22 protein-coding genes and 1 pseudogene are annotated in these 24,724 nt (G+C 76.3%); 13 read left to right on the top strand and 10 right to left on the bottom strand.

What is annotated here, in order from left to right; all coding sequences use genetic code 11:
• Positions 1–87 precede the first annotated feature (87 nt).
• The 6 genes and pseudogenes from KOV94_RS14255 (at position 88) to KOV94_RS14230 (ending at position 7,068) form a co-directional block, all read left to right on the top strand.
• Positions 88–1,215 carry a DUF7847 domain-containing protein gene (locus tag KOV94_RS14255; protein WP_218052401.1) on the top strand — a complete coding sequence of 376 codons (1,128 nt, stop codon included), beginning with the start codon at positions 88–90 and terminating at the stop codon, positions 1,213–1,215.
• Positions 1,212–1,892, top strand: a complete 681-nt coding sequence (locus KOV94_RS14250; protein ID WP_124344192.1) for a DUF4129 domain-containing protein — start codon at positions 1,212–1,214, stop codon at positions 1,890–1,892. Before KOV94_RS14255 ends, KOV94_RS14250 begins: the two co-directional genes overlap by 4 nt.
• A complete protein-coding gene (locus KOV94_RS14245; protein ID WP_218052400.1) occupies positions 1,889–3,064 on the top strand; it encodes a DUF4350 domain-containing protein in 1,176 nt (391 codons plus the stop codon). The genes KOV94_RS14250 and KOV94_RS14245 overlap by 4 nt, the downstream gene beginning before the upstream one ends.
• 410 nt (positions 3,065–3,474) lie before the next feature.
• A pseudogene (locus KOV94_RS14240) lies at positions 3,475–4,485 on the top strand (AAA family ATPase); the annotation flags it as partial.
• A gap of 7 nt (positions 4,486–4,492) precedes the next feature.
• Positions 4,493–5,785, top strand: coding sequence for a DUF58 domain-containing protein (locus KOV94_RS14235; protein WP_124343632.1), 1,293 nt, complete (start codon positions 4,493–4,495; stop codon positions 5,783–5,785).
• A gap of 95 nt (positions 5,786–5,880) precedes the next feature.
• On the top strand, positions 5,881–7,068 hold the full coding sequence (locus tag KOV94_RS14230) for a winged helix DNA-binding domain-containing protein (RefSeq protein ID WP_218052399.1): 1,188 nt from the start codon (positions 5,881–5,883) through the stop codon (positions 7,066–7,068).
• 100 nt (positions 7,069–7,168) lie between these two features.
• Here the strand turns inward: KOV94_RS14230 and KOV94_RS14225 are convergent, their stop codons facing one another.
• Positions 7,169–8,158, bottom strand: coding sequence for a stage II sporulation protein M (locus KOV94_RS14225; RefSeq protein WP_124343634.1), 990 nt, complete (start codon positions 8,156–8,158; stop codon positions 7,169–7,171).
• A gap of 67 nt (positions 8,159–8,225) precedes the next feature.
• On the opposite strand from KOV94_RS14225, the gene KOV94_RS14220 reads away from it, so the two are divergent.
• Entirely contained in the window at positions 8,226–9,047 is an 822-nt protein-coding gene (locus KOV94_RS14220) for an RDD family protein (protein WP_218052398.1), read from the top strand.
• A 99-nt stretch (positions 9,048–9,146) separates the two neighbouring features.
• Here the strand turns inward: KOV94_RS14220 and ahcY are convergent, their stop codons facing one another.
• From ahcY to KOV94_RS14195, 5 genes are all read right to left on the bottom strand, one after another.
• Positions 9,147–10,634: an adenosylhomocysteinase gene (ahcY, locus tag KOV94_RS14215; protein WP_218052397.1), complete on the bottom strand. Its 1,488-nt coding sequence runs from the start codon at positions 10,632–10,634 to the stop codon at positions 9,147–9,149.
• Between the two features lie 121 nt (positions 10,635–10,755).
• A complete protein-coding gene (locus KOV94_RS14210; RefSeq protein ID WP_168677061.1) occupies positions 10,756–10,965 on the bottom strand; it encodes a Trm112 family protein in 210 nt (69 codons plus the stop codon).
• Positions 10,965–12,437, bottom strand: coding sequence for a phosphomannomutase/phosphoglucomutase (locus KOV94_RS14205; protein WP_218052396.1), 1,473 nt, complete (start codon positions 12,435–12,437; stop codon positions 10,965–10,967). Before KOV94_RS14205 ends, KOV94_RS14210 begins: the two co-directional genes overlap by 1 nt.
• Positions 12,438–12,492: 55 nt before the next feature.
• Positions 12,493–12,771 carry a hypothetical protein gene (locus tag KOV94_RS14200; protein ID WP_124343639.1) on the bottom strand — a complete coding sequence of 93 codons (279 nt, stop codon included), beginning with the start codon at positions 12,769–12,771 and terminating at the stop codon, positions 12,493–12,495.
• A 3-nt stretch (positions 12,772–12,774) separates the two neighbouring features.
• Positions 12,775–13,158 carry a DUF3499 domain-containing protein gene (locus tag KOV94_RS14195; protein ID WP_218052395.1) on the bottom strand — a complete coding sequence of 128 codons (384 nt, stop codon included), beginning with the start codon at positions 13,156–13,158 and terminating at the stop codon, positions 12,775–12,777.
• A 109-nt stretch (positions 13,159–13,267) separates the two neighbouring features.
• Between KOV94_RS14195 and KOV94_RS14190 the strand changes: the two genes are divergently transcribed.
• Together KOV94_RS14190 and KOV94_RS14185 are read left to right on the top strand one after the other, a co-directional pair.
• Positions 13,268–13,777: a metallopeptidase family protein gene (locus KOV94_RS14190; RefSeq protein WP_371852374.1), complete on the top strand. Its 510-nt coding sequence runs from the start codon at positions 13,268–13,270 to the stop codon at positions 13,775–13,777.
• A gap of 12 nt (positions 13,778–13,789) precedes the next feature.
• Positions 13,790–14,647: a glycosyltransferase family 2 protein gene (locus KOV94_RS14185; RefSeq protein WP_124343641.1), complete on the top strand. Its 858-nt coding sequence runs from the start codon at positions 13,790–13,792 to the stop codon at positions 14,645–14,647.
• Positions 14,648–14,777: 130 nt separating this feature from the next.
• On the opposite strand, the gene KOV94_RS14180 is transcribed toward KOV94_RS14185, so the two are convergent.
• From KOV94_RS14180 to KOV94_RS14170, 3 genes are read right to left on the bottom strand one after another with little or no spacing between them, the layout of a single operon-like run.
• Positions 14,778–16,415 carry a DUF5719 family protein gene (locus KOV94_RS14180; protein WP_218052394.1) on the bottom strand — a complete coding sequence of 546 codons (1,638 nt, stop codon included), beginning with the start codon at positions 16,413–16,415 and terminating at the stop codon, positions 14,778–14,780.
• Positions 16,412–19,948 carry a glycosyltransferase gene (locus KOV94_RS14175; RefSeq protein ID WP_218052393.1) on the bottom strand — a complete coding sequence of 1,179 codons (3,537 nt, stop codon included), beginning with the start codon at positions 19,946–19,948 and terminating at the stop codon, positions 16,412–16,414. Before KOV94_RS14175 ends, KOV94_RS14180 begins: the two co-directional genes overlap by 4 nt.
• A gap of 51 nt (positions 19,949–19,999) precedes the next feature.
• Positions 20,000–20,329, bottom strand: a complete 330-nt coding sequence (locus KOV94_RS14170) for a WhiB family transcriptional regulator (RefSeq protein WP_124343353.1) — start codon at positions 20,327–20,329, stop codon at positions 20,000–20,002.
• 219 nt (positions 20,330–20,548) lie between these two features.
• Between KOV94_RS14170 and KOV94_RS14165 the strand changes: the two genes are divergently transcribed.
• Genes KOV94_RS14165 through KOV94_RS14150 form a run of 4 tightly spaced genes read left to right on the top strand, consistent with a single transcriptional unit; the run spans position 20,549 to position 23,662 of the window.
• Positions 20,549–21,295 carry a TIGR03089 family protein gene (locus KOV94_RS14165; protein ID WP_308160558.1) on the top strand — a complete coding sequence of 249 codons (747 nt, stop codon included), beginning with the start codon at positions 20,549–20,551 and terminating at the stop codon, positions 21,293–21,295.
• A gap of 28 nt (positions 21,296–21,323) precedes the next feature.
• Positions 21,324–22,304 carry an FkbM family methyltransferase gene (locus tag KOV94_RS14160; RefSeq protein ID WP_218052391.1) on the top strand — a complete coding sequence of 327 codons (981 nt, stop codon included), beginning with the start codon at positions 21,324–21,326 and terminating at the stop codon, positions 22,302–22,304.
• Between the two features lie 57 nt (positions 22,305–22,361).
• Positions 22,362–23,225 carry a glucose-1-phosphate thymidylyltransferase RfbA gene (gene rfbA / locus KOV94_RS14155; RefSeq protein ID WP_124343350.1) on the top strand — a complete coding sequence of 288 codons (864 nt, stop codon included), beginning with the start codon at positions 22,362–22,364 and terminating at the stop codon, positions 23,223–23,225.
• Positions 23,222–23,662 carry a GtrA family protein gene (locus KOV94_RS14150; protein WP_124343349.1) on the top strand — a complete coding sequence of 147 codons (441 nt, stop codon included), beginning with the start codon at positions 23,222–23,224 and terminating at the stop codon, positions 23,660–23,662. The genes rfbA and KOV94_RS14150 overlap by 4 nt, the downstream gene beginning before the upstream one ends.
• Before the next feature lie 12 nt (positions 23,663–23,674).
• Here KOV94_RS14150 and KOV94_RS14145 read toward each other — a convergent pair whose 3' ends face one another.
• Positions 23,675–24,721 carry a glycosyltransferase family 2 protein gene (locus tag KOV94_RS14145; protein ID WP_124343348.1) on the bottom strand — a complete coding sequence of 349 codons (1,047 nt, stop codon included), beginning with the start codon at positions 24,719–24,721 and terminating at the stop codon, positions 23,675–23,677.
• Between the last annotated feature and the right edge of the window lie 3 nt (positions 24,722–24,724).

Raw genomic sequence — 24,724 nt, 5'->3', positions numbered from 1 at the left:
CGGCGGCGAACGGCGACGTGGCACGATGGGCGTCGCCCGGGGGCCATCCCTCGAGCCGCACACCAGCCCGAGGAGGCAGCGCTCCGCATGACGAGCCCGCAGGACGACGCGCCCCGCCCGCCGGCGTGGGCCGCACCGGGCGGCGGTCAGCCGAGCCCCGGCCCCGGTGTCCCCCCGTCCGGCCCGCCCGCACCCCCCGCACCACCGGCGCAGTGGGGCGCGAGCCAGGGCGGCTGGGGCGCCCCCGTGCCGCCCCCGCCCCCGCCGGGCTCCGCGTGGAAGCCGCCCGCCCTCCAGCCGGGCATCGTGCCGCTGCGGCCGCTCGGCCTCGGCGAGGTGCTCGACGGCGCGTTCAAGGCGATCCGGGCCAACCCGCGCGTCATGTTCGGGCTGTCCGCGCTCGTCGTCGGTGCCGCGGTCGTCCTGTCGACGATCCTCACGTGGTACGTGCAGGGCCTCGTCGCGGGTGCGATCAGCGACGCGCTGCTCGAGCTCGACCCGTCCGGCGCCAGCGGCCTCGACGCGATGCTGGGATGGGCCGTCGGCACGCTCCTGACCGCGCCGATCATCTGGCTCGCCACGACGGTCCTCACGGGCCTGCTCATCGTGTCCGTCAGCCGCTCCGTGCTGGGGCGCACCATCACCATCGGCGAGGTCCTGCGCTCGGGGCGCGTGTGGTGGGTCGTCGGGTTCACGCTCCTGGCGGGCGCCGCGGTGCTGCTGGTCGCCGCGCTCCTCGTCGGCGCCGTGATCGGCCTCGCCGCAGCCGACCAGACCGGGCTCGCGGTGGCCGTCGGGATCCTCGGCTGGCTGGGGCTCGTCGTCGCCGGCATCTGGTTCACGATCCGCACGCTGCTCGCGCCCGCGGCGCTCATGCTCGAGGGCAAGGGCTTCTGGTCGACCGTCGCGCGTGCCTGGCGGCTCACGCGCGGCAGCTTCTGGCGTCTGCTCGGGTACTACGTGCTCGTCCAGATCATGGTGAGCGTCGCGAGCTACTTCGTGATGTTCCCGTTCGAGCTCGTCGGGACGCTCGTCACGCAGGACCCGACCGGCACGTCGTTCGTCTCGATCGTCCTGACGGGCATCGGCAACGTCATCGCCTACACGCTCACGACCGCGTTCACCGCGGCGATCTACGCGCTGCTCTACATCGACGTCCGCATGCGCCGCGAGGGGCTCGACCTCGAGCTCGCACGAGCCGCCCAGGCCGGATGACCGCGCTGTCCGTCGTCGCCGCGCTCCTGCGCGACGTCCCCGTCCAGCCGGACGCCGAGACGGCCCGCGAGTGGGCCCGCGACGAGCTCGCCCGGCCCGAGTACCACCGGCAGCCGTCGCTCCTGCAGCGTGTCCTGGAGTGGCTGCGGGAGCAGCTGGACTCGGTGCCGTCGCTCGGGCTGCCCGACGGCGTCGCGCTGACGGTCGCCGTCGTCGCGGGCGTGGCGCTCGTGCTCGGCGTCCTGTGGTTCGTCGGCCCCGTGCGGCGCTCGAGGACGCGCGCCCGGACGGGCGCCGTCGTGCTCTCCGTCGACGACCGGCGGACCGCCGAGCAGCTGCGCGCCGCCGCGGACGCCGCCGCGGCCGCCGGTGACTGGCACCTCGCGGTCCTCGAGCGGTTCCGGGCCGTGGTCCGCGGGCTCGAGGAGCGGACTGTCCTCGACGAGCGGCCGGGCCGCACCGCGCACGAGGCCGTCTCGGCCGCGGCGCAGCGCCTGCCCGGGCTGGTCGCCGACCTCCGGACGGCCGGCGACCTGTTCGACGACGTCGCGTACGGCGACGTGCGCGCGGACGCGGACGACGACCGCCGGCTGCGCGAGCTCGACCGACGCGTCCGCGCCACCCGCCCGACGACCGCGGCCCCCGCGGCCGGCGACCGGCTCGTGGTGCCGTCGTGAGCGCCCCGGCCGCCGTCCTGGGCGACGGGACGACCGCCCGTTCGCGCGCCACCGGGCGCTGGCGCCGCTGGCGGCTCCCCCTGGCGATCGTGGGCCTGCTCGTGCTCGTCGGGCTGCTCGCCGCGCTGCCGACGCCCCGCACCTCGACGGACCCCTTCGCGCCCGACAACCCCGCGCCCAGCGGGGCGCGCGCCGCCGCGCAGATCCTGCAGCGGCAGGGCGTCGAGATCCGGTACGTGACGCGGCTCGGCGACGCCGTCGCGCAGGCGCGCGCGGGCTCGACGCTGCTCGTCGTCAACGGTGACCTCCTGCTCGACCAGGCCGCGGTGGACGCGGTCGTCGGGACGGAGGCCGACCTCGTGGTCGTCGACTCGCCGTGGCTGCTCGAGTCGGCGACCGACGGCGTCTCGGGGGACGCCGGCTACTGGCCCGACGGCGACCTGACCGCCGCGTGCGACGACCCCGACGCGATCGCGGCCGGCACGATCACCGCGGCGCCCGGCCTCCAGGCCCTGAGCGACGACGCGGTCGTGTGCTTCCCCGCAGCCGACGACCCGACCGTCGGCGCGTACGCCGTGGTCGACGGCGAGCGGCGCGTCACCGCGCTCTCCGACGGGCGCATCCTCACGAACGCGCTCCTCGCCGAGGAGGGCAACGCCGCGCTCGTCCTGCGCGCGCTCGGACGGCACGAGCGGCTCGTCTGGTACCTGCCGTCGGCCTTCGAGACCATGGGCGAGGCGAGCGGCCCGGGCACGGGAGACATCCTGCCGCCGTGGGTCCCCGTGCTCGGCCTGCAGCTGCTCGTCGTGGTGCTCGTCGCGGCGGTCTGGCGCGGACGGCGGCTCGGCCGCATCGTGCCCGAGCCGCTGCCCGTCGTCGTCCCGGCGGCGGAGACCACCCGCGGGCGCGGACGCCTCTACCGCAGGTCACGCTCGTACGGCCACGCCGCCGCCGCGCTGCGCGCGGGGACCGCCGCACGGTGCGCCGCCCGGCTCGGGCTGCCCCGCTCGGCCGAGCCCCACGCGCTCGTCGACGCCGTCGCCCGGGCGACCGGTCGCCCCGCGGCGACCGTCGAGGCGCTGCTCTACGGACCACCACCGCACGACGACACCGGCCTGGCGCGGCTCGCGCAGACGCTGGACCACCTGGAAAGCGAGGTTCACCGACCGTGACCGACGAGACGACCGGCGCACCGCAGCCGCCGCACCCGCCGACCCCCGCGGGCGGCCCCGACGCGGCCCCGCACGCCCCGGCGCCGCCCCCCGCCGGGCAGGCGGCGCCGCCCACCGCCCCGCCGGTGCCTCCGACGCACGCCGGTCCGCCGGCGTACGAGCCGTCTCCCGCGCCGACGGCTCCCCCGGCGTACGGGACGCCTCCGGCGCCCGGGGCGGCGCACGCCGCGCCTCCCGCGCATGCCGCACCGTCCGCGCACGTCGCGCCGCCTGCGCCGGCCGCGGACACGGCTCCGGGCGCGCACGCCGGTCCGGCCGCCTCCGCAGCCCAGGACGGGCCGCCGAGCTGGACCAAGGCTGAGCCGGCGCCTGCTCCCGTCCCCGCGCCGTCGTCGGCTCCCGCTCCCGCTCCGGCTCCGGCACCGGCCTCGCCGCCCGCGCCCCCCGCACCGGCCGCGCCGCCCGCCCCCAGCGTCGCGCTGCGATCGGCGCTCGCCGACGTCCGGCTCGAGGTCGCCAAGGCCGTCGTCGGGCAGGACGCCGCGGTCAGCGGCCTCGTGATCGCGCTGCTGTGCCGCGGCCACGTGCTGCTCGAGGGCGTCCCAGGCGTCGCGAAGACGCTGCTCGTCCGCTCGCTGTCGGCGGCGCTCGACCTGTCGACGAAGCGCGTGCAGTTCACGCCCGACCTCATGCCGGGCGACGTCACGGGCTCGCTCGTGTACGACGCGCGCACGGCCGAGTTCTCGTTCCGCGAGGGCCCGGTCTTCACGAACCTGCTGCTCGCGGACGAGATCAACCGCACGCCCCCGAAGACTCAGGCGTCGCTGCTCGAGGCGATGGAGGAGCGGCAGGTGTCGGTCGACGGCACCCCGCGGCCGCTGCCGGACCCGTTCCTCGTCATCGCGACGCAGAACCCCGTCGAGTACGAGGGCACCTACCCGCTGCCCGAGGCGCAGCTCGACCGGTTCCTGCTCAAGCTGACGCTGCCGCTGCCCGAGCGCGAGGACGAGGTCGAGGTCCTGGTCCGCCACGCGGGCGGGTTCGACCCGCGCGACCTCACGGCCGCCGGGGTCCGGCCCGTCGCGGACACCGCGCTGCTCGCCGCGGCCCGCGCGGAGGTCGCGCGCGTGCAGGTGGCGCGTGAGGTGCTGGGCTACGTGGTCGACGTGTGCCGGGCGACGCGCCGGTCGCCGTCGCTCGCGCTCGGCGTCTCGCCCCGTGGTGCCACCGCGCTGCTCGCGACGGCCCGCGCGTGGGCGTGGCTGTCGGGCCGCAGCTACGTGACGCCCGACGACGTGAAGGCGCTCGCGCACCCCACGCTGCGCCACCGCGTGCAGCTGCGTGCGGAGGCCGAGCTCGAGGGCGTCAGCACGGAGAGCGTGCTCGACACGGTGCTCGCGTCCGTGCCCGTCCCCCGCTGACAGCCGCATGACGCTCACCTGGCGCGCGGTCGTCCTCGCGGCCGTCGGCGTGCCCCTCGTGCTGCTGCTGCCGTCGACCGGGACGGTGCTGGTCTGGGCGCTGGTCTGCGTCGCGCTGTGCGTCCTCGACGCGTCACTCGCGGCGTCGCCGCGCCAGGTCGCGGTGCAGCGGGACCTGCCCCCGTCGGTGCGGCTGACCGAGCCCGCGACGTCGACGCTCACGCTCACCAACGTCGGCAACCGGCGACTGCGCGGGCTCGTGCGCGACGCGTGGCCGCCGTCGGCGTCCGCGGAGCGCGACCGGCACACCGTGGCCGTCGCGGCGGGCGACGGCGCGCGTGTGCGCACGGTGCTGCACCCGACGCGTCGCGGCGACGCAGTCGCCGACCGCGTGACGATCCGCTCGGCGGGACCGTTGGGGCTCGCGGGGCGGCAGGCGTCGCTCACCGTCCCGGGGCGGCTGCGCGTCCTGCCGGAGTTCGCCTCGCGGCGGCACCTGCCGAGCCGGCTCGCGCGTCTGCGGGAGATGGACGGGCGCGCCGCGGTGCAGGTGCGCGGACCCGGTACGGAGTTCGACTCGCTGCGCGAGTACGTGATCGGCGACGACGTGCGGGCGATCGACTGGCGTGCGAGCGCGCGCCGCGCGGACGTCGTGGTGCGCACGTGGCGCCCCGAGCGTGACCGCCGGGTGCTGATCGTGCTCGACACGGGTCGCACGTCGGCGGTCCGTGTCGAGGACGCGCCGCGTCTCGACGCGTCGATCGAGGCGGCGCTGCTGCTGGGCGCGCTCGCGACGCACGCGGGCGACCGGGTCGAGCTGCTCGCGTTCGACCGGCGCGTGCGCGCGCGTGTCGCCGGGACGGCGGGCCCGCGGCTCATGCCCGCGCTCGCGGACGCGCTCGCGACGACGTCCTCGCAGCTCGTCGAGACGGACTGGCCGGGCGTCGTGACGCAGGTGCGCGAGCGGCTCAGCCAGCGGGCTCTCGTCGTGCTGCTCACGGCGCTCGACGCGTCGGCGGTCGAGCGCGGGCTCCTGGGTGTCGCGCAGCAGCTGACGTCGCGGCACCAGGTCGTGCTCGCGTCCGTCGCGGACCCCGAGACAGACGCGATCCGCACGGCCCGCACCGACGCGCGCGCGGTGTTCGACGCCGCGGCGGCCGAGCGTGCCGACCTCGAGCGCTCGGCGGTCGCGGTCCGGCTGCGCCGGCGGGGCGTCGAGGTGGTCGACGCGCTGCCCGAGGACCTCGCCCCGCGCCTCGCGGACACCTACCTGGCGCTCAAGGCGGCCGGCCGGCTCTGACCCGCCCGCGAGCCGCGTCGACGGCATCCGTCCACCCTCGCGCGGACGGCCGGCCGACCGCGCCCGTCGTGGGTGCCGTTCGATAGCGTCCCGGCATGGCCGAGCCGCCCCTCATGGACCGTCGCGCGCTCAACCGGGCGCTGCTCGCACGTCAGCACCTGCTCGATCGGACGGACGCATCGGCCGTGGACGTCGTCGGGCACCTGGTCGGCCTGCAGGCGCAGAACGCGTGGTCCCCGTACGTCGGCCTGTGGAGCCGGGTCGAGGGGTTCACGCACGCGGACCTGGGCGACGCGCTGCTCGACCGGCGGCTCGCGCGGATCGCGGTCATGCGCGGCACGATCCACCTGGTCGACGCGGCGGACGCCCTGCTGCTGCCCGGCCTGGTCGCCCCGCTGTACGCGCGCGACCTCGAGGTCAACACGCTGCACGCGGCGCCGCTGCGCTCCGTCGACCTGGCGGAGGTGACGGCGTTCGCCCGCGAGCTCGTCGAGGCGGAGCCGCGCGTGAGCACGACCCTCGGGAAGCTGCTCGCGGAGCGCTGGCCGCACGTCCCGCCCGGGTCGCTCGCCCACGCGGCGCGCGGCACGCTCCCGCTCGTCCAGGTCCCGCCGCGCGGCGTGTGGGGCCGGTCGGGTGCGACGACGTGGACGACGACGACCGCGTGGTTCGGCGCGGACGCCGTCGCGGCTGCCCCCGACCTGTCCGACCCCGACGTCCTGGCGGTCGAGCAGGAGCGCCTCGTCCTGCGGTACCTCGCCGCGTTCGGCCCCGCGAGCGTCACCGACGTCCAGGCCTGGTCGGGGCTCGCCGGCCTGGCCGCGGTCGTCGCACGCCTGGGCGACCGCGTGGTCCGGTTCACCGCCGAGCCGTCCCCCGGCAAGGTGCGCCCGCGCGAGGTGCTCGACCTGCCCGACGCGCCGCGCCCGCCCGCGGACGTCCCCGCCCCGGTGCGCTTCCTGCCCGACCTCGACAACGTCCTCCTGAGCCACGCGGACCGCACACGCGTCGTGGCCGACGAGCACCGCCGCGCGCTGCAGAGCCCGAACGGCGTCGTGCCCGGCACGGTGCTCGTCGACGGCGTGGTGGCGGCGACCTGGCGCGTCGAGCGCGTGCGCGTGGACGAGGCGGGCGCGCGACGGCGCCGGGAGCGCGCGACGCTCGTCGTCGAGCCGTTCGGCGACCTCGGGGCGCGCGCCCGGCGGGACGTCGTGGCGGAGGCGGAGCGCTTCGTGACGTTCTTCGCCGACGACGCCGTCGGGCACGACGTGGTGGTGCGCTGACCCACGCCGCTCGCGACGGTGCGGCGGCGACAGGGTGCGGCGTCGACGGCGTGCGGGCACCGCGCGACGGTGGTGGAGCGCTGACCGGCGTTGTGCGGGATCAGCCGGCGACCGGCACCGCGTAGCCCGCGCGGTCGGGGTCGAGGTCGCCCGTCGCACCCGCCCGGACCGCACGGCCGCCGAGCACGAGCGTGTAGGCCCAGAACGCGGCGAGCACGACCACGCCGACGACGATCTTCAGCCACCAGGCCATGCCCGAACCCGTGACGAAGCCCTCGACCACACCGGACACGGCCAGCACCCCGACGAGGCCGAGCGCGACCGTGAACAGCGCGCGCCCTTCCTCCGCGAGCGCGCGCCCACGCGTGCGCGGACCCGGGTCGATCAACGTCCAGAAGATCCGCAGCCCGGCACCGCCCGCGACGAACACCGCCGTCAGCTCGAGCAGGCCGTGCGGCGCGATGAGCTGGAGGAACAGCGCGAGCTCGCCGTGCGCGCCCATCATCCCGCCGACCGCGCCGACGCTCACGGCGTTCTGGATCAGCAGCCAGACGGGGATGACGCCCGTGATGCCGGACGCGACGCACACCGCTGTGATCCACGCGTTGTTGGTCCACACCATCGCGGCGAACCCCGCGCCGGGGTCGTAGTACTCGGCGAACGCGTGGTCGACGTACTGCTGCCGCTCGGCGGGCGTGCCCATCGCCGCGAGCGCCTCGGGCTGCGTCGCGACCCACCACCCGGCGGCGATCGCGAGGCCCAGGAACCCGATCATCACGCCCACGGTCCACCAGCGGATCCGGTACAGCGCTGCGGGCAGCGACTCCCCCACGAACACCGCGACGTCGCGCCAGCTCGGCTCGTGCGCACCGACGATCGCGGAGCGGGCGCGCGCGACGACCTGCGAGAGCCGGCTCACGGCGTCCGGGTCGGGCGCGGCCGAACGGATGACGGACAGGTCGGTCGCGGCCGACTGGTACAGCCGGACGAGCTCGTCCGACTCGGCACCCGTGCGGCGCCGCTTGCGCGCGAGCGCGTCGAGGCGCTGCCACGACTCGTCGCGGGCCACCTGGAAGGCGTCGAGGTCCACGGCCCACAGCCTGCCATCTCCGGGGCCCGTCTCCGGTTAGTGTTCCCTCGGCGGAGGAGGGACATCGATGGTCGAGGACGAGATCCTCATCGGCGAGGGCGTGCTGCTCGACACCCGGGCGGCGTCGGCCCTGACGCGCCTCGTGGCGGCGCTCGTCGACCTCGCGGTGCTCGCGGCCGCGCTCATCGTGATCGTGATCGTGCTGACGACGACGGCCCCGGCCGCGATGTCCGAGGAGGTCGCGCGGATCACGATGATCCTGGCGCTCGTCACGGTCATGGTCGTCTACCCGACGACGATGGAGACGCTCAGTCGCGGTCGGTCGCTCGGCAAGCTCGCGCTGGGCATCCGGATCGTGCGCGACGACGGCGGGCCGCTCGTGTTCCGGCAGGCGCTGATCCGTGCGCTCGTCGGCGTCATCGAGCTCTGGATGACGTTCGGCTCGGTCGCGTTCCTGTGCTCGCTCGTGCACCCCCGCAGCAAGCGGCTGGGCGACGTCCTGGCGGGCACGTACGCCGTCCGCGTGCGCGGCGGCGCGCGCCGGGCCCCGGTCCAGATGCCGCCGTGGCTCGCCGGCTGGGCGCAGGGCGCCGACGTCGCGCGGCTCCCCGACGGGCTCGCGCTGGCCGTGCGGCAGTTCCTCGCACGCGCGAACGGCCTGCACCCCGCGTCGCGGGTCGAGCTCGGCACCCGGCTGTCGACCGAGGTCGCTCGCTACGTGCACCCCGGGCCCCCGCCGGGGACGCACCCCGAGGCGTTCCTCGCGGCGGTCCTCGCCGAGCGGCGCGAGCGCGAGCTCGTGGCGCGGCTCCGGGACGACGCGCGCGACGCCGACGACGCGCGCGTGCTCCACCGCCTGCCGCACGGCGTGCCCGACCCCGTCGACTGACGGCTCGCGGCGACCGCCCGCATCGAGGTCGTCCTGCCTGTGACGCCACCGTTCCGCGCGACGCGGTCGTCCTGCCTCGTCGACGGCGTCGTCCTGTGGTCAGTACCGGTAGTGCGCGGCCTTGTACGGGCCGTCGACCTCGACGCCCAGGTACGCCGCCTGGTCCTTCGTGAGCCGTGTGAGCCGCACGCCGAGCGCGTCGAGGTGCAGCCGCGCGACCTTCTCGTCGAGGACCTTCGGGAGCCGGTGCACCTGCCGGTCGTACACGCCCTGCCGCGTCCAGAGCTCGACCTGCGCGATCACCTGGTTCGCGAACGACGTGCTCATGACGAACGACGGGTGGCCGGTCGCGTTGCCGAGGTTGAGCAGCCGTCCCTCGGACAGGACGATGACCGACCGCTCGCCGCGGCCCGTCTGGTCGTCGGCGGGGAACGTCCACTCGTGCACCTGCGGCTTGAGCTCGGTCCGCCGCACCCCGGGGTACGCCGCGAGCCCGGCCATGTCGATCTCGTCGTCGAAGTGACCGATGTTGCCGACGACGGCCTTGTCCTTGAGCGCCGCGAGGTGCTCGACGGTGACGACCGACCGGTTGCCGGTCGCGGTGATGACGAAGTCCACCTCGCCGACGACGTCGTCGAGCCGGGCGACCTGGTAGCCGTCCATCGCGGCCTGGAGCGCGCAGATCGGGTCGACCTCCGAGACGATCACGCGCGCACCCTGCCCGCGCAGCGCCTCGGCGGCCCCCTTGCCGACGTCGCCGTAGCCGACGACGAACGCGACCTTGCCGCCGATGAGCACGTCCGTCGCACGGTTGAGCCCGTCGGGCAGCGAGTGCCGGATGCCGTACCGGTTGTCGAACTTCGACTTCGTGACGGAGTCGTTGACGTTGATCGCCGGGAACCGCAGGTCGCCCGCCTCGGCACGCTGGTAGAGCCGGTGCACACCCGTCGTCGTCTCCTCGGAGACGCCCACGATCCTGTCGGCCACGCGGGTCCAGCGCTGCGGGTCCTCGGCCAGCGACCGGCGCAGCAGCTCGCGCACGACGACCAGCTCGAGCGAGTGCTCGGGGTCGCCGGGCGCAGGCACGTCGGGCACGGTGCCCGACGCCTCGTACCGCGCGCCCTCGTGCACGAGCAGCGTCGCGTCGCCGCCGTCGTCGAGGATGAGGTCCGGGCCGCGCCCGTCGGGCCACAGCAGCGCGTGCTGCGTGCACGCCCAGTACTCCTCGAGCGTCTCGCCCTTCCACGCGAACACCGCGGGACCGGCAGGCGCGTCGACGGTCCCGTCCGGGCCCACGACGACCGCGGCGGCGGCCTCGTCCTGCGTCGAGAAGATGTTGCACGACGCCCACCGCACCTGGGCGCCGAGCGCGACGAGCGTCTCGATGAGCACCGCGGTCTGCACGGTCATGTGCAGCGAGCCGCTGATCCGCGCGCCCGCGAGCGGCTGCGACGGCCCCAGCTCGGCGCGCAGCGCCATGAGGCCGGGCATCTCGTGCTCGGCGAGCCGGACCTGGTGGCGGCCGGCCTCCGCGAGCGCGAGGTCGCGCACCTGGTACCGACCGGGGACCTCGCTGAACCTCGCCATGCGCACCTCGCAGGATGAGACGGGCCGAGCCGGGCTGCGTCGCCCGTGCCCATCCTGCCCCACGACGTCCGGTCCGTCCCGGCCCGCGACGACGGCGCGCCGCGTGCGGACGGGCCGCGCGTCAGCGCGCGGGCGCCGGGCGCGCCTCGTCGGCGAGCAGCACCGGGATGCCGTCGCGCACCGGGTACGCGAGCGGCTCCGTCGGGTGCGTCGAGACGAGCAGCGGCTCGCCGTCGGGTCCGGTCGCGTCCACGAGCGTCGCGCCCGACACGGGGCAGCGCAGCAGGTCGCGCGCCCACGGTTCGAGCGGGTGGGTGGCGTCGGTGCTCATCAGGCGTCCTCTCCCTGGCGCACGAGCGCGAGGACGTCGTCGCGCACCTTCTCCATGATGTCCTCGTCGGCGGCCTCGACGTTGAGCCGCAGCAGCGGCTCGGTGTTCGACGCCCGCAGGTTGAACCACCACTGCGGATGGCCGTCCCAGTGCGACACGGTGAGGCCGTCGAGCTCGTCGACCTCGACCGGGCCCGCGCCCTGCTGCGTCACGTACGCCTCGACGACGCGGGCGCGCGCCGCGGCGACGTCCTCGACGCGCGAGTTGATCTCGCCGCTCGCGACGTACGGCTGGTACTGGTCCGCGAGCGCCGACAGCGGGTGCGGCTGGCCGCCGAGGGCCGCGAGCACGTGCAGGGCCGCGAGCATGCCGGTGTCGGCGAAGAAGAACTCGCGGAAGTAGTAGTGCGCGCTGTGCTCGCCGCCGAAGACGGCCTCGTGCTGCGCCATCTCCGCCTTGATGAACGAGTGCCCGACGCGCGTGCGGACCGTCTTCGCGCCCGCCGCGGTGATGAGGTCCGGCACGACCATCGAGGTGATGAGGTTGTGGATGACCGTCGGCGTCCGCCCTGCGGCGCGCTCGCGCGCGACCTCGCGCAGGCCGACCAGCGCGGTCACGGCGGACGGGCTGACCGGCTCGCCGCGCTCGTCGACGACGAAGCAGCGGTCCGCGTCGCCGTCGAACGCGAGGCCGATGTCGGCGCCGTGCTCGACGACCGCACGCTGCAGGTCGCGCAGGTTCTCGGGCTCCAGGGGGTTGGCCTCGTGGTTGGGGAACGTGCCGTCGAGCTCGAAGTACAGCGGCACGACGTCGAGCGGCAGCTCCGGCAGGCCGGCACCGGTGCCGAGCACCGCCGGCGCGGTGTAGCCGCCCATGCCGTTGCCGGCGTCGACGACGACCTTCAGCGGACGGATGCCCGAGAGGTCGACGAGCGTGCGCAGGAAGCCCGCGTACTCCGCGAGCGTCTCCCGCTCGGTGACGCTGCCGCGCGCGTCGTCGACGACCTGCGGGACGCCCGACGCGAGGTAGTCGCCGGCGAGCTCGCGGATCGTCGAGAGGCCCGAGTCCTGGCCCACCGGACGCGCGCCCGCACGGCACAGCTTGATGCCGTTGTACTCCGCGGGGTTGTGGCTGGCCGTGAACATCGCGCCCGGGACGTCGAGCGAGCCGGACGCGAAGTACAGCCCGTCGGTCGAGGCGAGCCCGATGAGCTCGACGTCGACGCCGCGCGCGGTCAGGCCCTCGGCGAACGCGCCGACCAGCTCCGGCCCTGACGGCCGCATGTCGTTGCCCACCACGACGCGGGGCTTGCCGGTCGCCTCGGGGAGGACGACGACGTCGGCGAACGCCGCACCGATCGCCCGCGCCACGCCGGCGTCGAGCTGCTCGGGGACGATCCCCCGGACGTCGTAGGCCTTGATGAGGGCGGACAGGTCGACACGGTCGGGCGAAGGAGTCGTCACGTCGGGCATCGTACCGAGCGCGGGGGTCCGACCCGACGCCCGCCACCTGCCGGGACGCGCGTGGTCAGGCGCCGTCGCGGCCCATGACCTCGTCGCGCGGCAGCGGCGTACCGTCGCCGTCGAGCGCGAACCACCCCGTCCGCTCGCACGCGGGGCACGACACGAACACGGCCGGCCGCCCGCTCGACAGCGTCATGCGGATCCGGGTGAGGTCAGGCGACCCGCACTGCTGGCACGCCTCCGTGCCGGGTGCGAGCGGGCCGGTCGGCTGGCTCATCGAGCCGAGCGGCTCGGGCGGCAGCGACCCGCGCGCCCCCGACTGCTCCCCCCTGCGTCGCGGCACCGCTCAGCCCTCTCCGCGCAGGACCCGCAGGTGCCCGCGGCGCGGCGCGTCCGCGAGCGCGTCCGTCACGGGCTCGGGCACCGTCGCCGCCGCGGCGGCGGGTGCGGTGTGCCGTCCGCGACCCGCTTCGCGCACCGCGTCGGCGAGCGCCAGCAGGTCGTCGCGGCTCGGGGCCGCCGGGGTGAAGTCGGGCGTCAGGCGCACGACCTCCCACCCGCGGGGGGCGGTCAGGCGCTCGGCGTGCTCGACGCACAGGTCGTACGAGTGCGGCTCGGCGTGGTGCGCCAGCGGGCCCAGGACGGCCGTCGAGTCGGCGTACACGTAGGTCAGCGTGGCCACGGCGGCACGGCCGCACGCCGTGCGCGAGCACTGCCGGACGGATCTCACGGGGTGACCGTACCCCCCGGCGGCGACACGTGGCGTCCCCCACGCCGGACGGCGCGACGCGACGCGCGCGCTCCGGCCTCGCGTGCACGCGCGGACTAAGGTTTCCCGCGTGACGTCCTCCGGCCACCCGCACGCCTCCGGGCACCGCTCCGGCCCTCTCGGGCGCCGCGGGTCGACCCCCGGCCTCGGCGACGGCCCGGTCCAGGGCGTGCGTCGTCGCGACCGCCGCGGACGCGGTCCGCGCGGGCCGCTGATGCCGTCGACCATGCCCGCCTACCGCACGCGGGCCGAGCGCTTCGACGACCTCGTGCTCGACGCCGTCGAGCGGCTCGAGCGGCGCTGGACGCGGCAGCTCGACGGCACCGAGTTCGCGGTCGAGGACGTGCCGCCGTCCAACCCGGCGCCGTGGGAGCACGGCGGTGTGCCGCTCGGCCGGTACTTCCCCGCCGACTCCGGCCTGCCCGCGCGTATCGTCGTCTACCGCCGTCCCGTCGAGTCGCGCGCGACCGACGCGGGCGACCTCGCCGACCTCGTGCGCGACGTGGTGGTCGAGCAGGTCGCGCACCTGCTGGGACGAGCCCCCGAGGACGTGGACCCCGGCTACGGTGACGCCCACTAACCTGGGCGCACGATGAGCAGCCCCGCCCCCACCGTCCGAGTCGTCTGCGTCGTCTACCACCCCGGCGAGGAGCTCGAGCGCTTCGCGCGCACGCTCGCCGGCGCGACGTCCGCCCCCTACGAGCTGGTCGTCGTCGACAACGGCGACGACCCCACGGTGTCCCGTGCGGTCGCGGCCCGGCACGGCGCCCGGGTCGTCGAGTCCGGGGCGAACCTCGGCTACGGCGGCGGCGCGAACCTCGGCGCCCGGGACGCGCAGGCGCCCTGGCTCGTCGTCGCCAACTCGGACCTCGAGTGGGAGCCGGGCTCGCTCGACGTGCTGGTCGCGGCCGGCGAGGACCACCCCGACGCCGGTGCGCTCGGTCCCGCGCTGCTCAACGTCGACGGCACCGTCTACCCGTCCGCGCGCGCCCTGCCGTCGCTGACGCAGGGCGCCGGTCACGCGCTGCTGGTCCGGGTCTGGCCGGCCAACCCGTGGACCCGCGCCTACCGCGCGCAGCACGAGGACGCGGGCGGGCAGCGGGCCGCGGGCTGGCTCTCGGGCGCGTGCCTGCTGCTGCGCCGCTCGGCGTTCGAGGCCGTCGGCGGCTTCGACGACGGCTACTTCATGTTCTTCGAGGACGTCGACCTGGGCGAGCGGCTCGGTCGCGCCGGGTGGACCAACCTCTACGTGCCCGGCGCGCGCGTCACGCACGTCGGCGGCACGTCCTGGCGCGAGCGGCCGGCCCGGATGATCTCGGCGCACCACACGAGCGCGGCGCGCTACGTGTCGCGCCGGTACCCGCACGCCTGGCAGTGGCCGGTGCGCGTCGCGGTGAGGACCGGCCTGCGGCTGCGGGAGCGGTCCGAGCTCCGGGCGGCCGCCCGCTGATCCCGGGCGCCGCGGGCCGGCGCCCGCCGAGCCTGCACGCGCTCGAGCGCCCCACGCGCCGCCGCGCGCGCCGTGCGCAGGTCCGACTTGATCGAGGCGTCCGTCAGCGCGTGCCGAGCCGCCGCGCGCGTCAGCGCGTGCCGAGCCGCGGGTCCTGCTGCACCGCGACGTCCGGCGCCCGCACGAGCGCCGGGACGGGACGCAGCACCGAGACGAGGACCCCGTCGGGGCGCGACACCTCGGCGACCAGCGCCCACGCGACGTCGTCCCCGTCGTCCACGACCACGTCGACCGCCCGCACGACCGGCTGGCCCTCCGGTGCCGTGAGCGCGGTGCTCGGCGTGACGAGCCCGTCGCCCTGCACGAGCGCCTCGAGCGACCACGCCCCCGTCGCGCCGACCGGCACCGAGACGCGCCGCTCCCCCACGACCCGGCCGTCGCCACCGAGGAGCCGCACGGTCGCGGTCGTCTCGCCCCCGCCGTCGACCGAGTCCGCCGCGCTCCCGCGCGCGGGCAGACCCGCGAGCGTGAACGTGCCCGCGGTCCCGGCGGGCAGCACCGCGACGCCACCGTCCGTGGGCGACGAGGACGCCGCCCACGCGCGCTCGCGGCTGGGCACGTCGTCGAGCTCACCGGGCGAGCCCGGCCGGGTCACGACCGCGGCCACGACGACCGGCTGGTCCGCGTCGACCAGGAGCGTGTAGGTGCCGGCGGCGAGGCCGCCGAGGGGGACGTCGGTCACCTCGCCGGGGCGCAGCTCGACGGACTCCGCGCCGGGCAGCGCGGTCGGGCCGTCCGGACCGAGCACCGACACCGACGCCGTGGCGGTCGTGCCGCCCGGCACGAGCAGTCGCACCGCACCCGCGTCCTCGTCGCCGACCTCGCTCGCGACGACCGCCACCCCGGGCACGACCTGACGCCGTGCGGGTGCCTCGCCGGGCACGACGAGGTCGGTCCCGGCGGGCGTGAAGCCGTCGAGCGCGGAGTCCTGCAGGTGCACGGCGACGCGGCCGCCCGTCGTCGCGACGTGCACGACCAGGCGGCGCTGCTCGGCGGCGATCCCGCCCACGGCGACGACGCGCTGCGCGCCGGGGGCCACGAGGTAGCGCTCACCCGTGAGGTCGACGGCACCCGACGGCCCCCACACCTCGACGCCCACCTCCGCGGGCGTGCTCCCGGCGTTCGTGAGGACGAGCTGCGCGGTGCTCGTGAGGTCGGTCGCGCCGCCCACGAGCCACGCGTCGGCGGTCGGGTGCTGGCACGACGCCGCCGACAGGCCGCGCAGGTCGCCCGCGGTGACGAGACCGCTGCTCACGGCACCGACGCGCGCCGGGGCGGTGTCGCCGGGCTCGGCCCGCACGACGAGCGGCGCGGGGACCTGCCCGACGGTCACCGCCTCGTCGCCGGCGTCGAGCCGTGCGAGCGTCTGCGTACCGTCCAGCGTCGTGACGGTGCCCGCGCCCGGGGTCGACGACGCGACCGAGACGCTCGACACCGGGTCGACCGGGGTCGGGTCGAACGCGGAGTCGCCGCGGCCCACGTCGTCGGGCAGCAGCAGCGGACCGGCGCACACGAGGGTCGTCGCGGCGGGCGGCACCGGGACGGACGTCGGGCCGAGGCCGTCGACGGCGGTGCCCGGGACGACGCCACCCGCGACGACCGCCGCAGCGACGACGCCCGCGACCGCGAGGCCGGAGCCCGCACGCACCAGCCGCCCGCGCCAGACGGCACCCCGGTCCACGGCGGCGGGCTCGGTCGCGGCGGTCATGCGGTCACCCGCCGACGTCGCACGGGCAGCGCCAGCAGCAGCGTGACGACCAGCACGGCGCCCTGCGCCGCGAGCCACGGCGCACGGTCGGGCGCGTCGTACCGGACGACCAGACGCCCGCCGTCCGCGGGGACCGCGAAGCCCTGGCGCCAGCCGGTGTCGACCGCGCGCAGCGGCGTGCCGTCGAGCCACGCGCGCCACCGCGGGTCCGCACGCTCGGCGAGGACGAGGACCCGGTCTGCGGCACCGGCGGAGACGGCCGCGTCGACCGCGCGGTCGTGGGACGCCACGGCGAGCGCGTCGACGGAGACGTCCCGCACGTCGGATCCTTCCGGGACGAGCCGGGCCCACGACGGCACCACGACCGGCGCGACCTGCCCCGCGTCGGCGGTCGCGCGCACGCGCCAGAGAGTCCCGGCGGGGGTCTGCGTCACGCGCTCGAGGCCCGGCGTCGAGTCCAGGCGGGAGACGAGGTCGTCGCGCAGCGCGCGCTCGGCACGGTCGGACCGCACCGCGGCGGGCAGGGCCGGCACCAGGACGTCCGCGACGGCGAGGGCGGCCAGCTCGCCGGCCACGTCGCCCCCGGACGCCGTGACGAGCCGCGCGACGAGCGCGTCGACCTCCTGCGTGGCGGGGTCCGCGCCGCGCACCCGGGGCGCGTCGAGGTCGCCGGTGAGCGCGCGCGTCGACGTGGCGGCGGCGACGTCGTCCAGCTGCGGACCGTCGGCACGCATGAGCTGCCACGTGGCGAGCGGCTCGTCGTCACCGGTGCCGCGGACCTCGACCGCGAGGACGCGCGACGCGAGCGGCGACGTCTGGGCCTGCTGGCCGACGGCCGGCACGACCGCACGCTCCTGCGCGCGCAGCGCGACGGCGTCGCCCTCGCGCGCCTGCCACGTCCACCCGCCGAGCACCGCGAGCGGCGCGAGCACCGCGACGGCCGTCAGGAGCGCGGCGAGCGGCTGCCGCCAGCCGAAGGACGCGGCGGCGAGGCGGTCGCGCAGCCGGTCGGCACCGAGCAGCGCCGCGGCGAGCAGCCCCGCCCACGCGAGCGACAGTCCCGGACCGGCCCAGCCGTGCACGGCGGTCGAGCCGTCGACGCCCACGGCCAGCGCGGCGCCCACGGTCGCACCCGCGAGGCCGAGCGCCGCGACGAGCCACGCGACGCGCACGCCGCGCGCGACGGGTCGGCCGCGCACCAGCGCGAGCGCGGCGAGCAGCACGAGGACGCCTCCGGGCAGGTACGGCCACACGTCCGCGACCGTGCCCCCGAGCGCATCGGGCACGAGCGCGCTCGCGTCGGCGGGCACGCCGAGCAGCCGGGCGACCGGGTCGGCCGCCGTCGACGCGAGCGGGAGGCCGGGGTCGGCGAGCACGAGGCGCCAGCCCGCGAGCCCGCGCGCGAGAGCCGCGACCAGGAGCGGGCCGGCGACGACCAGCGCGGGCACGGGGACCAGGAGCAGGCGCGCGCGGCGACGCGGGGCGGCGAGCGCGACGAGGAGCACCGCGAGCGTGCCCGGGACCAGCAGCGAGGGCGACGCCGCGACGACCACGGCGAAGGCGAGCGCCGCGGCGGCCGCCGCGGTCAGGGACCCGGTGGGGTCGGGCGCGCCGACCAGGCCGGGCGCGTCGGAGCCACCGTCCGCGCGGGCGTCGACCGGCGCGCCCGTCGTCGGTGCGACGCGCTGCGTCGGCACGGTCGGCACGGTCGGCACCGCCGGGACGCCCCGCACGGGCGTGTCGACGTCCGCCGGGTCGGGGTCGTCCTCGTCGTCGGCGCGGCGCGCGGTCGCGAGTCCCGAGAGGACCTGGTCGACGCGCTGCACGCCGATCGCGCGCACGAGCCCGAGCGCGACCCACGGGAGCGCGGCGTGCGCGAGCACCGGCCCGAGCCGGCCGTCGCCGACGGCGAGCAGGAGCATCGGGGCGGCCGCCCAGACCACCGCCGCCCAGGCGCGGGCACCGACCGAACGCGTCGCGGCACCCGCGGCCGCCCAGGCACCCAGGCCCGACAGGAGCACGCCGCCGAGCAGCAGCGCGGCGACCGCGGGGGCGGTGTGCCCCGCCGCGACCGTGCTGGGCACGAGCAGGAGCGTGAGCAGCGGGTCCGCGGGACCGGGTGCGCCGAGCCCGCCCGCGACCCACCCCGACGTCGCGGACCGCCACAGGTCCCCGAGGTCGGCCCCGGCGGCCAGCAGCGCGCCGCCGACGACCGAGGCGCCGCCCGCGGCCGCGCTCACGAGCGGCCCGAGCGCGACGGCGGTGACCAGTGCGAGCGCGACGACCAGCACCACGAGCGTCACGCGACGACGCGACGCGAGGGCCGCGAGCTCGCGCAGCTCGAGCTCGCTCGGCGCACGCACGACCCTGCGGGCCTCCGCACGCGCGAGGCGGCGGTCGCGGTCGAGCGCCCACACGTCCCGCCAGCGCGCCTGCAGCGGGCGCAGCGTGCGCCGCGGGAGCCGACGCGTCCGCCGGGCCCGGGCGCGCGCCCGGGCGACCGCGTCGGGACGCAGCAGCGCCGCGACCGGGGCGCGCAGCTCGTCGACCGCCAGGCCGGGCTGCTTGGCGCCCAGCCGCACGAGCGAGCGGAGCAGGCCCGCGGCGAGGAACAGAAGGGCCGCGCACGGCAGCCAGGGCAGCGGCACGGCCGCGAGATGGCGGTGCACCGCGGCGCGGCGGCGCGCGGCGTACGAGCGGTGCGGGTCGCCCGCGTCGTCGAGGCCGTCACCGTCGCGGTCGACGGGCTCACCGTCCTCGGCACGGAGGCCGAGGTACGTCGCCTGCGCGTGCCGGACGACGGCCGCGGGCACGACGACGACGCGGTGCCCCGCGAGGCGCGCGCGACGCGACAGGTCCTCGCCGTCGCCGAACGGGCCGAGCGCGGGGTCCGGGCCGTCGAGCTCGTCCCACACGTCGCGCCGCACGAGCGCGCCGACCAGGCCCACGCCCAGCACGTCCTCGCGCGCGTCGAGCTGACCCTGGTCGAGCTCGCCCGGGGCGACGTCGGTGAGCCGCCGCCCGGCCGGCGAGGTGCGGAGGCCGACCTCCAGCAGCCGCTCGGGGTCGGTCCACGTGCGCTGCTTGACGCCCGCGACCGCGACCGAGCGCGCGTGCCCGACGGCGCGCACGAGCTCGGCGAGCGCGTCGGGGGCCGGGGCGCTGTCGTCGTGCAGGAGCCACAGCCAGGTCGATGCCGGCCCGTCGGCGCGGACCTGCGGGTCCGCGAGGGCCGCGCGCACCGCGTGCCCGAAGGTCCGCGCGCCCGGGACGTGCACGGTGCGCAGCGGGGGCCGCGGCGAGCCGGTCTGCCGCGCGAAGGCGTCGTCCAGTGCGCCCCCGACCTCGAGGTCCGGGGCGACGTCGACCAGCAGCACCCGCGCCGGACGACGGGTCGACGCGGCGAGGGCCGCGAGCGCGTCGTCCAGGTAACGCGTCCGGCCCCGGGTCACGACGACCGCCGTCACCGGCGTCGTCACCGGGAGGGGTGCGGTGGTCGTGGGTGCGTCCACGGGCGGGAGGGTCTCGGTCATGCTCGGGCCATCCTGCCGTCCGGGGTCCGCGAACCCCTCGACCGACACGCGTCAGACGACCCGGCGCTTCAGCTTGCGGCGCTCACGCTCGGACAGGCCGCCCCAGATGCCGAACCGCTCGTCGTTGGCGAGCGCGTACTCGAGGCACTCCGACCGGACGTCGCACCCGGTGCAGACGCGCTTCGCCTCACGGGTCGAGCCGCCCTTCTCCGGGAAGAACGCCTCGGGGTCGGTCTGCGCGCAGAGTGCACGCTCCTGCCACCCCATCGGCCCGTCGTCCTCGGGCGCTCCGAAGAGCGACAGCACGTTCGACGCGGGTTCCGCCGGCTTCCGGGCGTCGCTCGGGAAGGTCTCGTCGTCGTCGTCGAGCAGGTTCCACATGGCGTGCCTCCGTGCGGGTCTTTCGTGCGGTTCGTTCAAGGCTCGGCAGAGCGGCTCCCGGAGGACGCCGCGTGGTGGTGCTCGCGCATGAATCTCTTCTCAGGAATTACACGCGTGTCGTTCGAGGGCGTCAAGCCGAGCCGTGGTAGTTGCCCGGATATGTCGGGGTGAACTTGTGGCACACGGGTGAAGACGGCGTGTCGCGCCTACGCTGAGGCCGTGCCAGGAGCCACCATCGCCGAACTTCTCGCCCTCGTCGCCCGGAATCCGGGCCGTCCCCGGCTCACGTGGTACGGCGACGGCGGCGAGCGCGTCGAGCTCTCGGGAGCCGTCCTCGAGAACTGGGTCAACAAGACCACGAACCTCCTCGTCGAGGAGTTCGACGCGGGCCCCGGGACGCGCGTCCTGCTCGACCTCCCCGGCCACTGGCGGACCGTCGTGTGGGCCCTCGCGGCCTGGCGCTGCGGTGCGACCGTCGCCGTGGCCGGCACCGGGAGCGACCTCGTCGTCACCGACCGTCCTGCCGACCACGCCGGCGGTGCCGCGCCCGTCGTGGCGGTCGCGCTCCCGGCCCTCGCCCGCCGCGTCGACGACCTCCCGCGCGGGGCCCTGGACGCGGCGTCCGCGGTGAGCACCTACGGCGACGCGCTCGGCTGGGTCCCCGCGGTCGACCCGTCGGCCACGGCCTGGGCGGCACGGGACGGGCAGGCGACCCACGCCGAGCTGGTCGCGCTCGCGACGTCCCGCGCCCCCGCCCCCGACGCGCGCCGCGTGCTGTGCGAGGCCCGCGACGCGACGGTGGCCCTCGACGCGGTCGCGGCGCTCGCCGCCGACGCGTCCCTCGTCCTCGCGTCGACCTCGGTCGCCGCCCGGCTGCGCGACGACGCCGACGCCCGTGCACGCCTCGTCGGGCCGGAACGCGTGGACGCCGACCTGCTCGACACCCTGCGGTCCACCCTGTCCTGACGGCGGCGACCCGGTGACCGTCCGTGGGATGACCGGGACGCTGCGCACCGCGCGACGTCGGCTCGGGGCCGCCGCGGCGCACCCCAGGGTCGCCGGCGCGCTCGAGCGACTCGGGGCCCACACCCTCGCGGACCGGGCCGACCGCCGCCGGTCCGCCGGGGAGATCGTCGCCGTCACCGTGCCCGCCGCGGCGACCGCGTGGCGCGCCCGCCGCATCAAGGCCCTGCGCCGGAACGGCACCGACCAGTGGGTCGAGGCGTTCCGCCAGGGCGGCTGGTGGGGCTACGAGCGGCCGCTGCCGGACGTCCTGCTGGCAGCGGTCCGCGAACGCCGGGGCGCCGTGGTCGACGTCGGCGCGAACACCGGCGTCTACTCGTTGGTCGCGGCCAGCGTGCCCGGCACGACCGTCCACGCGTTCGAGCCGTACGCGCCCGTGGCCGCGATGCTGCGCGAGAACCTCACGCTCAACTCCACCGGGAGGCGGGTGCACGTCGTCGAGGCCGCGGTCTCCGACGTCGAGGGACAGCTCGACCTGTACGTCCCGCCGGACGTGGGCCTGGTCGAGACGAGTTCCTCGACCGACCCCGGGTTCAAGGGCGGCGAGCTGCGTCGGGTCCAGGTCCGCGCCGTCACCCTCGACGGCTGGTGGGCGTCGGCCGGCCGGCCGCGGGTCGGCGTGGTTAAGGTCGACGTCGAGGGCGCCGAGGAGCGGACCCTGCGCGGCGCGCGCAGGGTGCTGCGGGAGTGCAGGCCGTGGGTCGTGCTCGAGGTCCTGGGAGGCGCGCGGTTCGGCGAGCTCGAGACCGAGCGCGCGGCGGCCGGCTACGTCGACGTGCGCCTCAGCCCGTGGGAGGCCGTGGTCGGCGACCGCATCCGCTTCCACGAGCTCGCGTGGAACCACGCGTGGGTCCCCGCCGAGCGTGTCGAGGACGCCGTCCGCGTGCTGTCCGGCACCGGCCTCGTCGTCACGCGCCTCGACCGACCCCCGACCGGGGAGGCGGGCACCTGAGACGCCCGTGACCGGCGAGTAGGAGTTGCCGCTGGTGATGCGCCAGACTGTGTCCCCATGCGCGGAATCATCCTGGCCGGCGGCTCCGGCACCCGGCTGCACCCGATCACCCTGGGCGTCAGCAAGCAGCTGGTGCCGGTGTACGACAAGCCGATGATCTACTACCCGCTGTCGACGCTGATCCTCGCCGGCATCCGGGATGTCCTCGTCATCACGACCCCGCACGACGCCGAGCAGTTCCACCGGCTGCTGGGCGACGGCTCGCAGTTCGGCATCTCGATCAGCTACACCGTGCAGGCGGAGCCGAACGGGCTCGCGCAGGCGTTCGTCCTGGGTGCGGACTTCGTCGGCGACGACAGCGCCGCGCTCGTGCTGGGCGACAACATCTTCTACGGGCCCGGGCTCGGGTCGCGGCTGCAGCGCTTCGAGGACATCGACGGCGGCGCGGTGTTCGCGTACCGCGTCGCGGACCCCACGGCCTACGGCGTCGTCGAGTTCGACGCGGACAACCGTGCGCTCTCGCTCGAGGAGAAGCCCGCGCAGCCCAAGTCGTCGTACGCGGTACCGGGCCTCTACTTCTACGACAACGACGTCGTCGCGATCGCACGCGACCTGAAGCCGTCCGCGCGCGGCGAGTACGAGATCACCGACGTCAACCGCGAGTACCTGCGGCAGGGCCGCCTCCAGGTCGAGGTGCTGCCGCGCGGCACCGCCTGGCTCGACACCGGCACGTTCGACTCGCTCCTCGAGGCGTCCGACTACGTCCGGACCATCGAGCACCGGCAGGGCCTCAAGGTCGGCGCGCCCGAGGAGGTCGCGTGGCGTCGCGGGTTCCTCTCCGACGACGACCTGCGCGAGCGCGCCGAGAAGCTCGTGAAGTCGGGCTACGGGTCGTACCTGCTCGGCCTGCTCGCCCAATGACCGCCCCGGGAGCGCGCGTGCGCCGGCTGGTCGCGACGCACGCGACGCTCCTGCGGTTCATCGTGGTCGGCGGCGGCGCGGCGTTGCTGGAGCTCGGGACGTTCGAGCTCCTGGCGCGCGCCGGTCTGCCGGTCGTCGCGGCAAACGTCCTGAGCTTCGTCCTGGGGCTGCTGACGTCGTTCGCCGGGTACCGGTTGTGGACGTTCGCGGGCGAGCACACCACGCCCGTGACGGCGCAGCTCGGCGCCTACGTGGCACTCGCGCTCGTCAACGTCGCGGCGACGTCCGCGATCATCAGCGTGCTGGTCTCCGCCGGTCTGGTCCCGTGGGTCGCGAAGGCGATCTGCATGGCCCTCGTCGCGACGTGGAACTTCCTGCTGCTGAACCGCATCGTGTTCCGGCGCGCGTCGCCGTCCCCGACACGCACGACGCACTGACGCGCCGCGAGCTCAGGCGGTCGGGCGGTCCGCAGGCCGTCGCTCGCCGGGTGCCGGTCGGGTGATCACCGGCAGGTCCTGCGAGCGGACGCCCGCCGGTCCCTGCGTCCGGCCCACGACGAGCTCGTCGACCAGGATCTGCGGTCGCTTCTTCGCCTCGTCGAAGATCACACCGACGTACAGCCCGATCAGCCCCAGGGTCATGAGCTGGACGCCGGACAGGATCGCGACCAGCACCACCAGGGTCGCCCACCCCTCGGGGATGCCTGCGCCCGACAGCTTCATCACCAGGGCGACGAGCCCCGCGACGAGCCCCAGCAGGCTCACGACGGCACCGAGCACGATGCCCACGTGCAGCGGCGCCTTGCTGAACGACACGAGCCCCGACGCAGCCAGCGACAGGCTCCGCCCGAAGGAGTACTTGCTCCGCCCTGCGGCCCGAGCGGGCGCAGTGAACTCGAGCGTCTCGGTCGGGACGCCCAACCACGGGATGAGCCCCCGCAGGAACCGGTCGCTCTCGGGGATCTCCCGCGTGAGGATCCGCACGACGCGCGCCGACATCAGTCGGAAGTCGGCACCGCCCTCGACGATCGACACCTCGGACAGCCGGCGCATCACGCGGTAGAAGCCGCGGGACGCCGTCCGGCCCAGCACGCCCTGCTGGTGCGTCTTGGCGCGGACCGTCTGCACGACGTCGACGCCGGACTCGAACAGCTCGAGCATCCGCGGGATGAGCTCCGGCGGGTGCTGCAGGTCGCCGTCCATCGTGATGACCGCGTCGGCCGTCGTCTGCTCCATGCCCGCGACGAGCGACATCTGGTGGCCCGCGCGACGCAGCAGGAGCACGGCGCGCACGCGCTCGTCACGCGCGACGAACTGCCGCACGTGCTCCGACGTCCCGTCCGAGCTCGGGTCGACGACATAGACGACCGACCACTCGTACCGGTCGCCGACCGACTCGAGGACGTCGACGAGCACCGCGTGGAACTGGTCGATCCCCTCCGCCTCGTTGTACAGCGGCACGACCACGTCGAGGGTGCGCTTGTGCTGGTCCGTCATCGT

Source organism: Cellulomonas algicola, from assembly GCF_019024305.1.
Classification (GTDB): Bacteria; Actinomycetota; Actinomycetes; order Actinomycetales; family Cellulomonadaceae; genus Cellulomonas; species Cellulomonas algicola.
Note: the sequence above shows the minus strand (reverse complement) of the source record. Positions and strands in the feature narration are given on the sequence as shown.

Coding starts and splice junctions, on each gene's coding strand:
- KOV94_RS14150 (WP_124343349.1), top strand. CDS start 23,222: ATGACCGCCCCGGGAGCGCGCGTGCGCCGGCTGGTCGCGACGCACGCG.
- KOV94_RS14145 (WP_124343348.1), bottom strand. CDS start 24,721: ATGACGGACCAGCACAAGCGCACCCTCGACGTGGTCGTGCCGCTGTAC.
- KOV94_RS14160 (WP_218052391.1), top strand. CDS start 21,324: ATGACCGGGACGCTGCGCACCGCGCGACGTCGGCTCGGGGCCGCCGCG.
- KOV94_RS14255 (WP_218052401.1), top strand. CDS start 88: ATGACGAGCCCGCAGGACGACGCGCCCCGCCCGCCGGCGTGGGCCGCA.
- KOV94_RS14170 (WP_124343353.1), bottom strand. CDS start 20,329: ATGTGGAACCTGCTCGACGACGACGACGAGACCTTCCCGAGCGACGCC.
- KOV94_RS14205 (WP_218052396.1), bottom strand. CDS start 12,437: ATGCCCGACGTGACGACTCCTTCGCCCGACCGTGTCGACCTGTCCGCC.
- ahcY (WP_218052397.1), bottom strand. CDS start 10,634: ATGGCGAGGTTCAGCGAGGTCCCCGGTCGGTACCAGGTGCGCGACCTC.
- rfbA (WP_124343350.1), top strand. CDS start 22,362: ATGCGCGGAATCATCCTGGCCGGCGGCTCCGGCACCCGGCTGCACCCG.
- KOV94_RS14230 (WP_218052399.1), top strand. CDS start 5,881: ATGGCCGAGCCGCCCCTCATGGACCGTCGCGCGCTCAACCGGGCGCTG.
- KOV94_RS14185 (WP_124343641.1), top strand. CDS start 13,790: ATGAGCAGCCCCGCCCCCACCGTCCGAGTCGTCTGCGTCGTCTACCAC.
- KOV94_RS14210 (WP_168677061.1), bottom strand. CDS start 10,965: ATGAGCACCGACGCCACCCACCCGCTCGAACCGTGGGCGCGCGACCTG.
- KOV94_RS14250 (WP_124344192.1), top strand. CDS start 1,212: ATGACCGCGCTGTCCGTCGTCGCCGCGCTCCTGCGCGACGTCCCCGTC.
- KOV94_RS14220 (WP_218052398.1), top strand. CDS start 8,226: ATGGTCGAGGACGAGATCCTCATCGGCGAGGGCGTGCTGCTCGACACC.
- KOV94_RS14175 (WP_218052393.1), bottom strand. CDS start 19,948: ATGACCGAGACCCTCCCGCCCGTGGACGCACCCACGACCACCGCACCC.
- KOV94_RS14180 (WP_218052394.1), bottom strand. CDS start 16,415: ATGACCGCCGCGACCGAGCCCGCCGCCGTGGACCGGGGTGCCGTCTGG.
- KOV94_RS14235 (WP_124343632.1), top strand. CDS start 4,493: ATGACGCTCACCTGGCGCGCGGTCGTCCTCGCGGCCGTCGGCGTGCCC.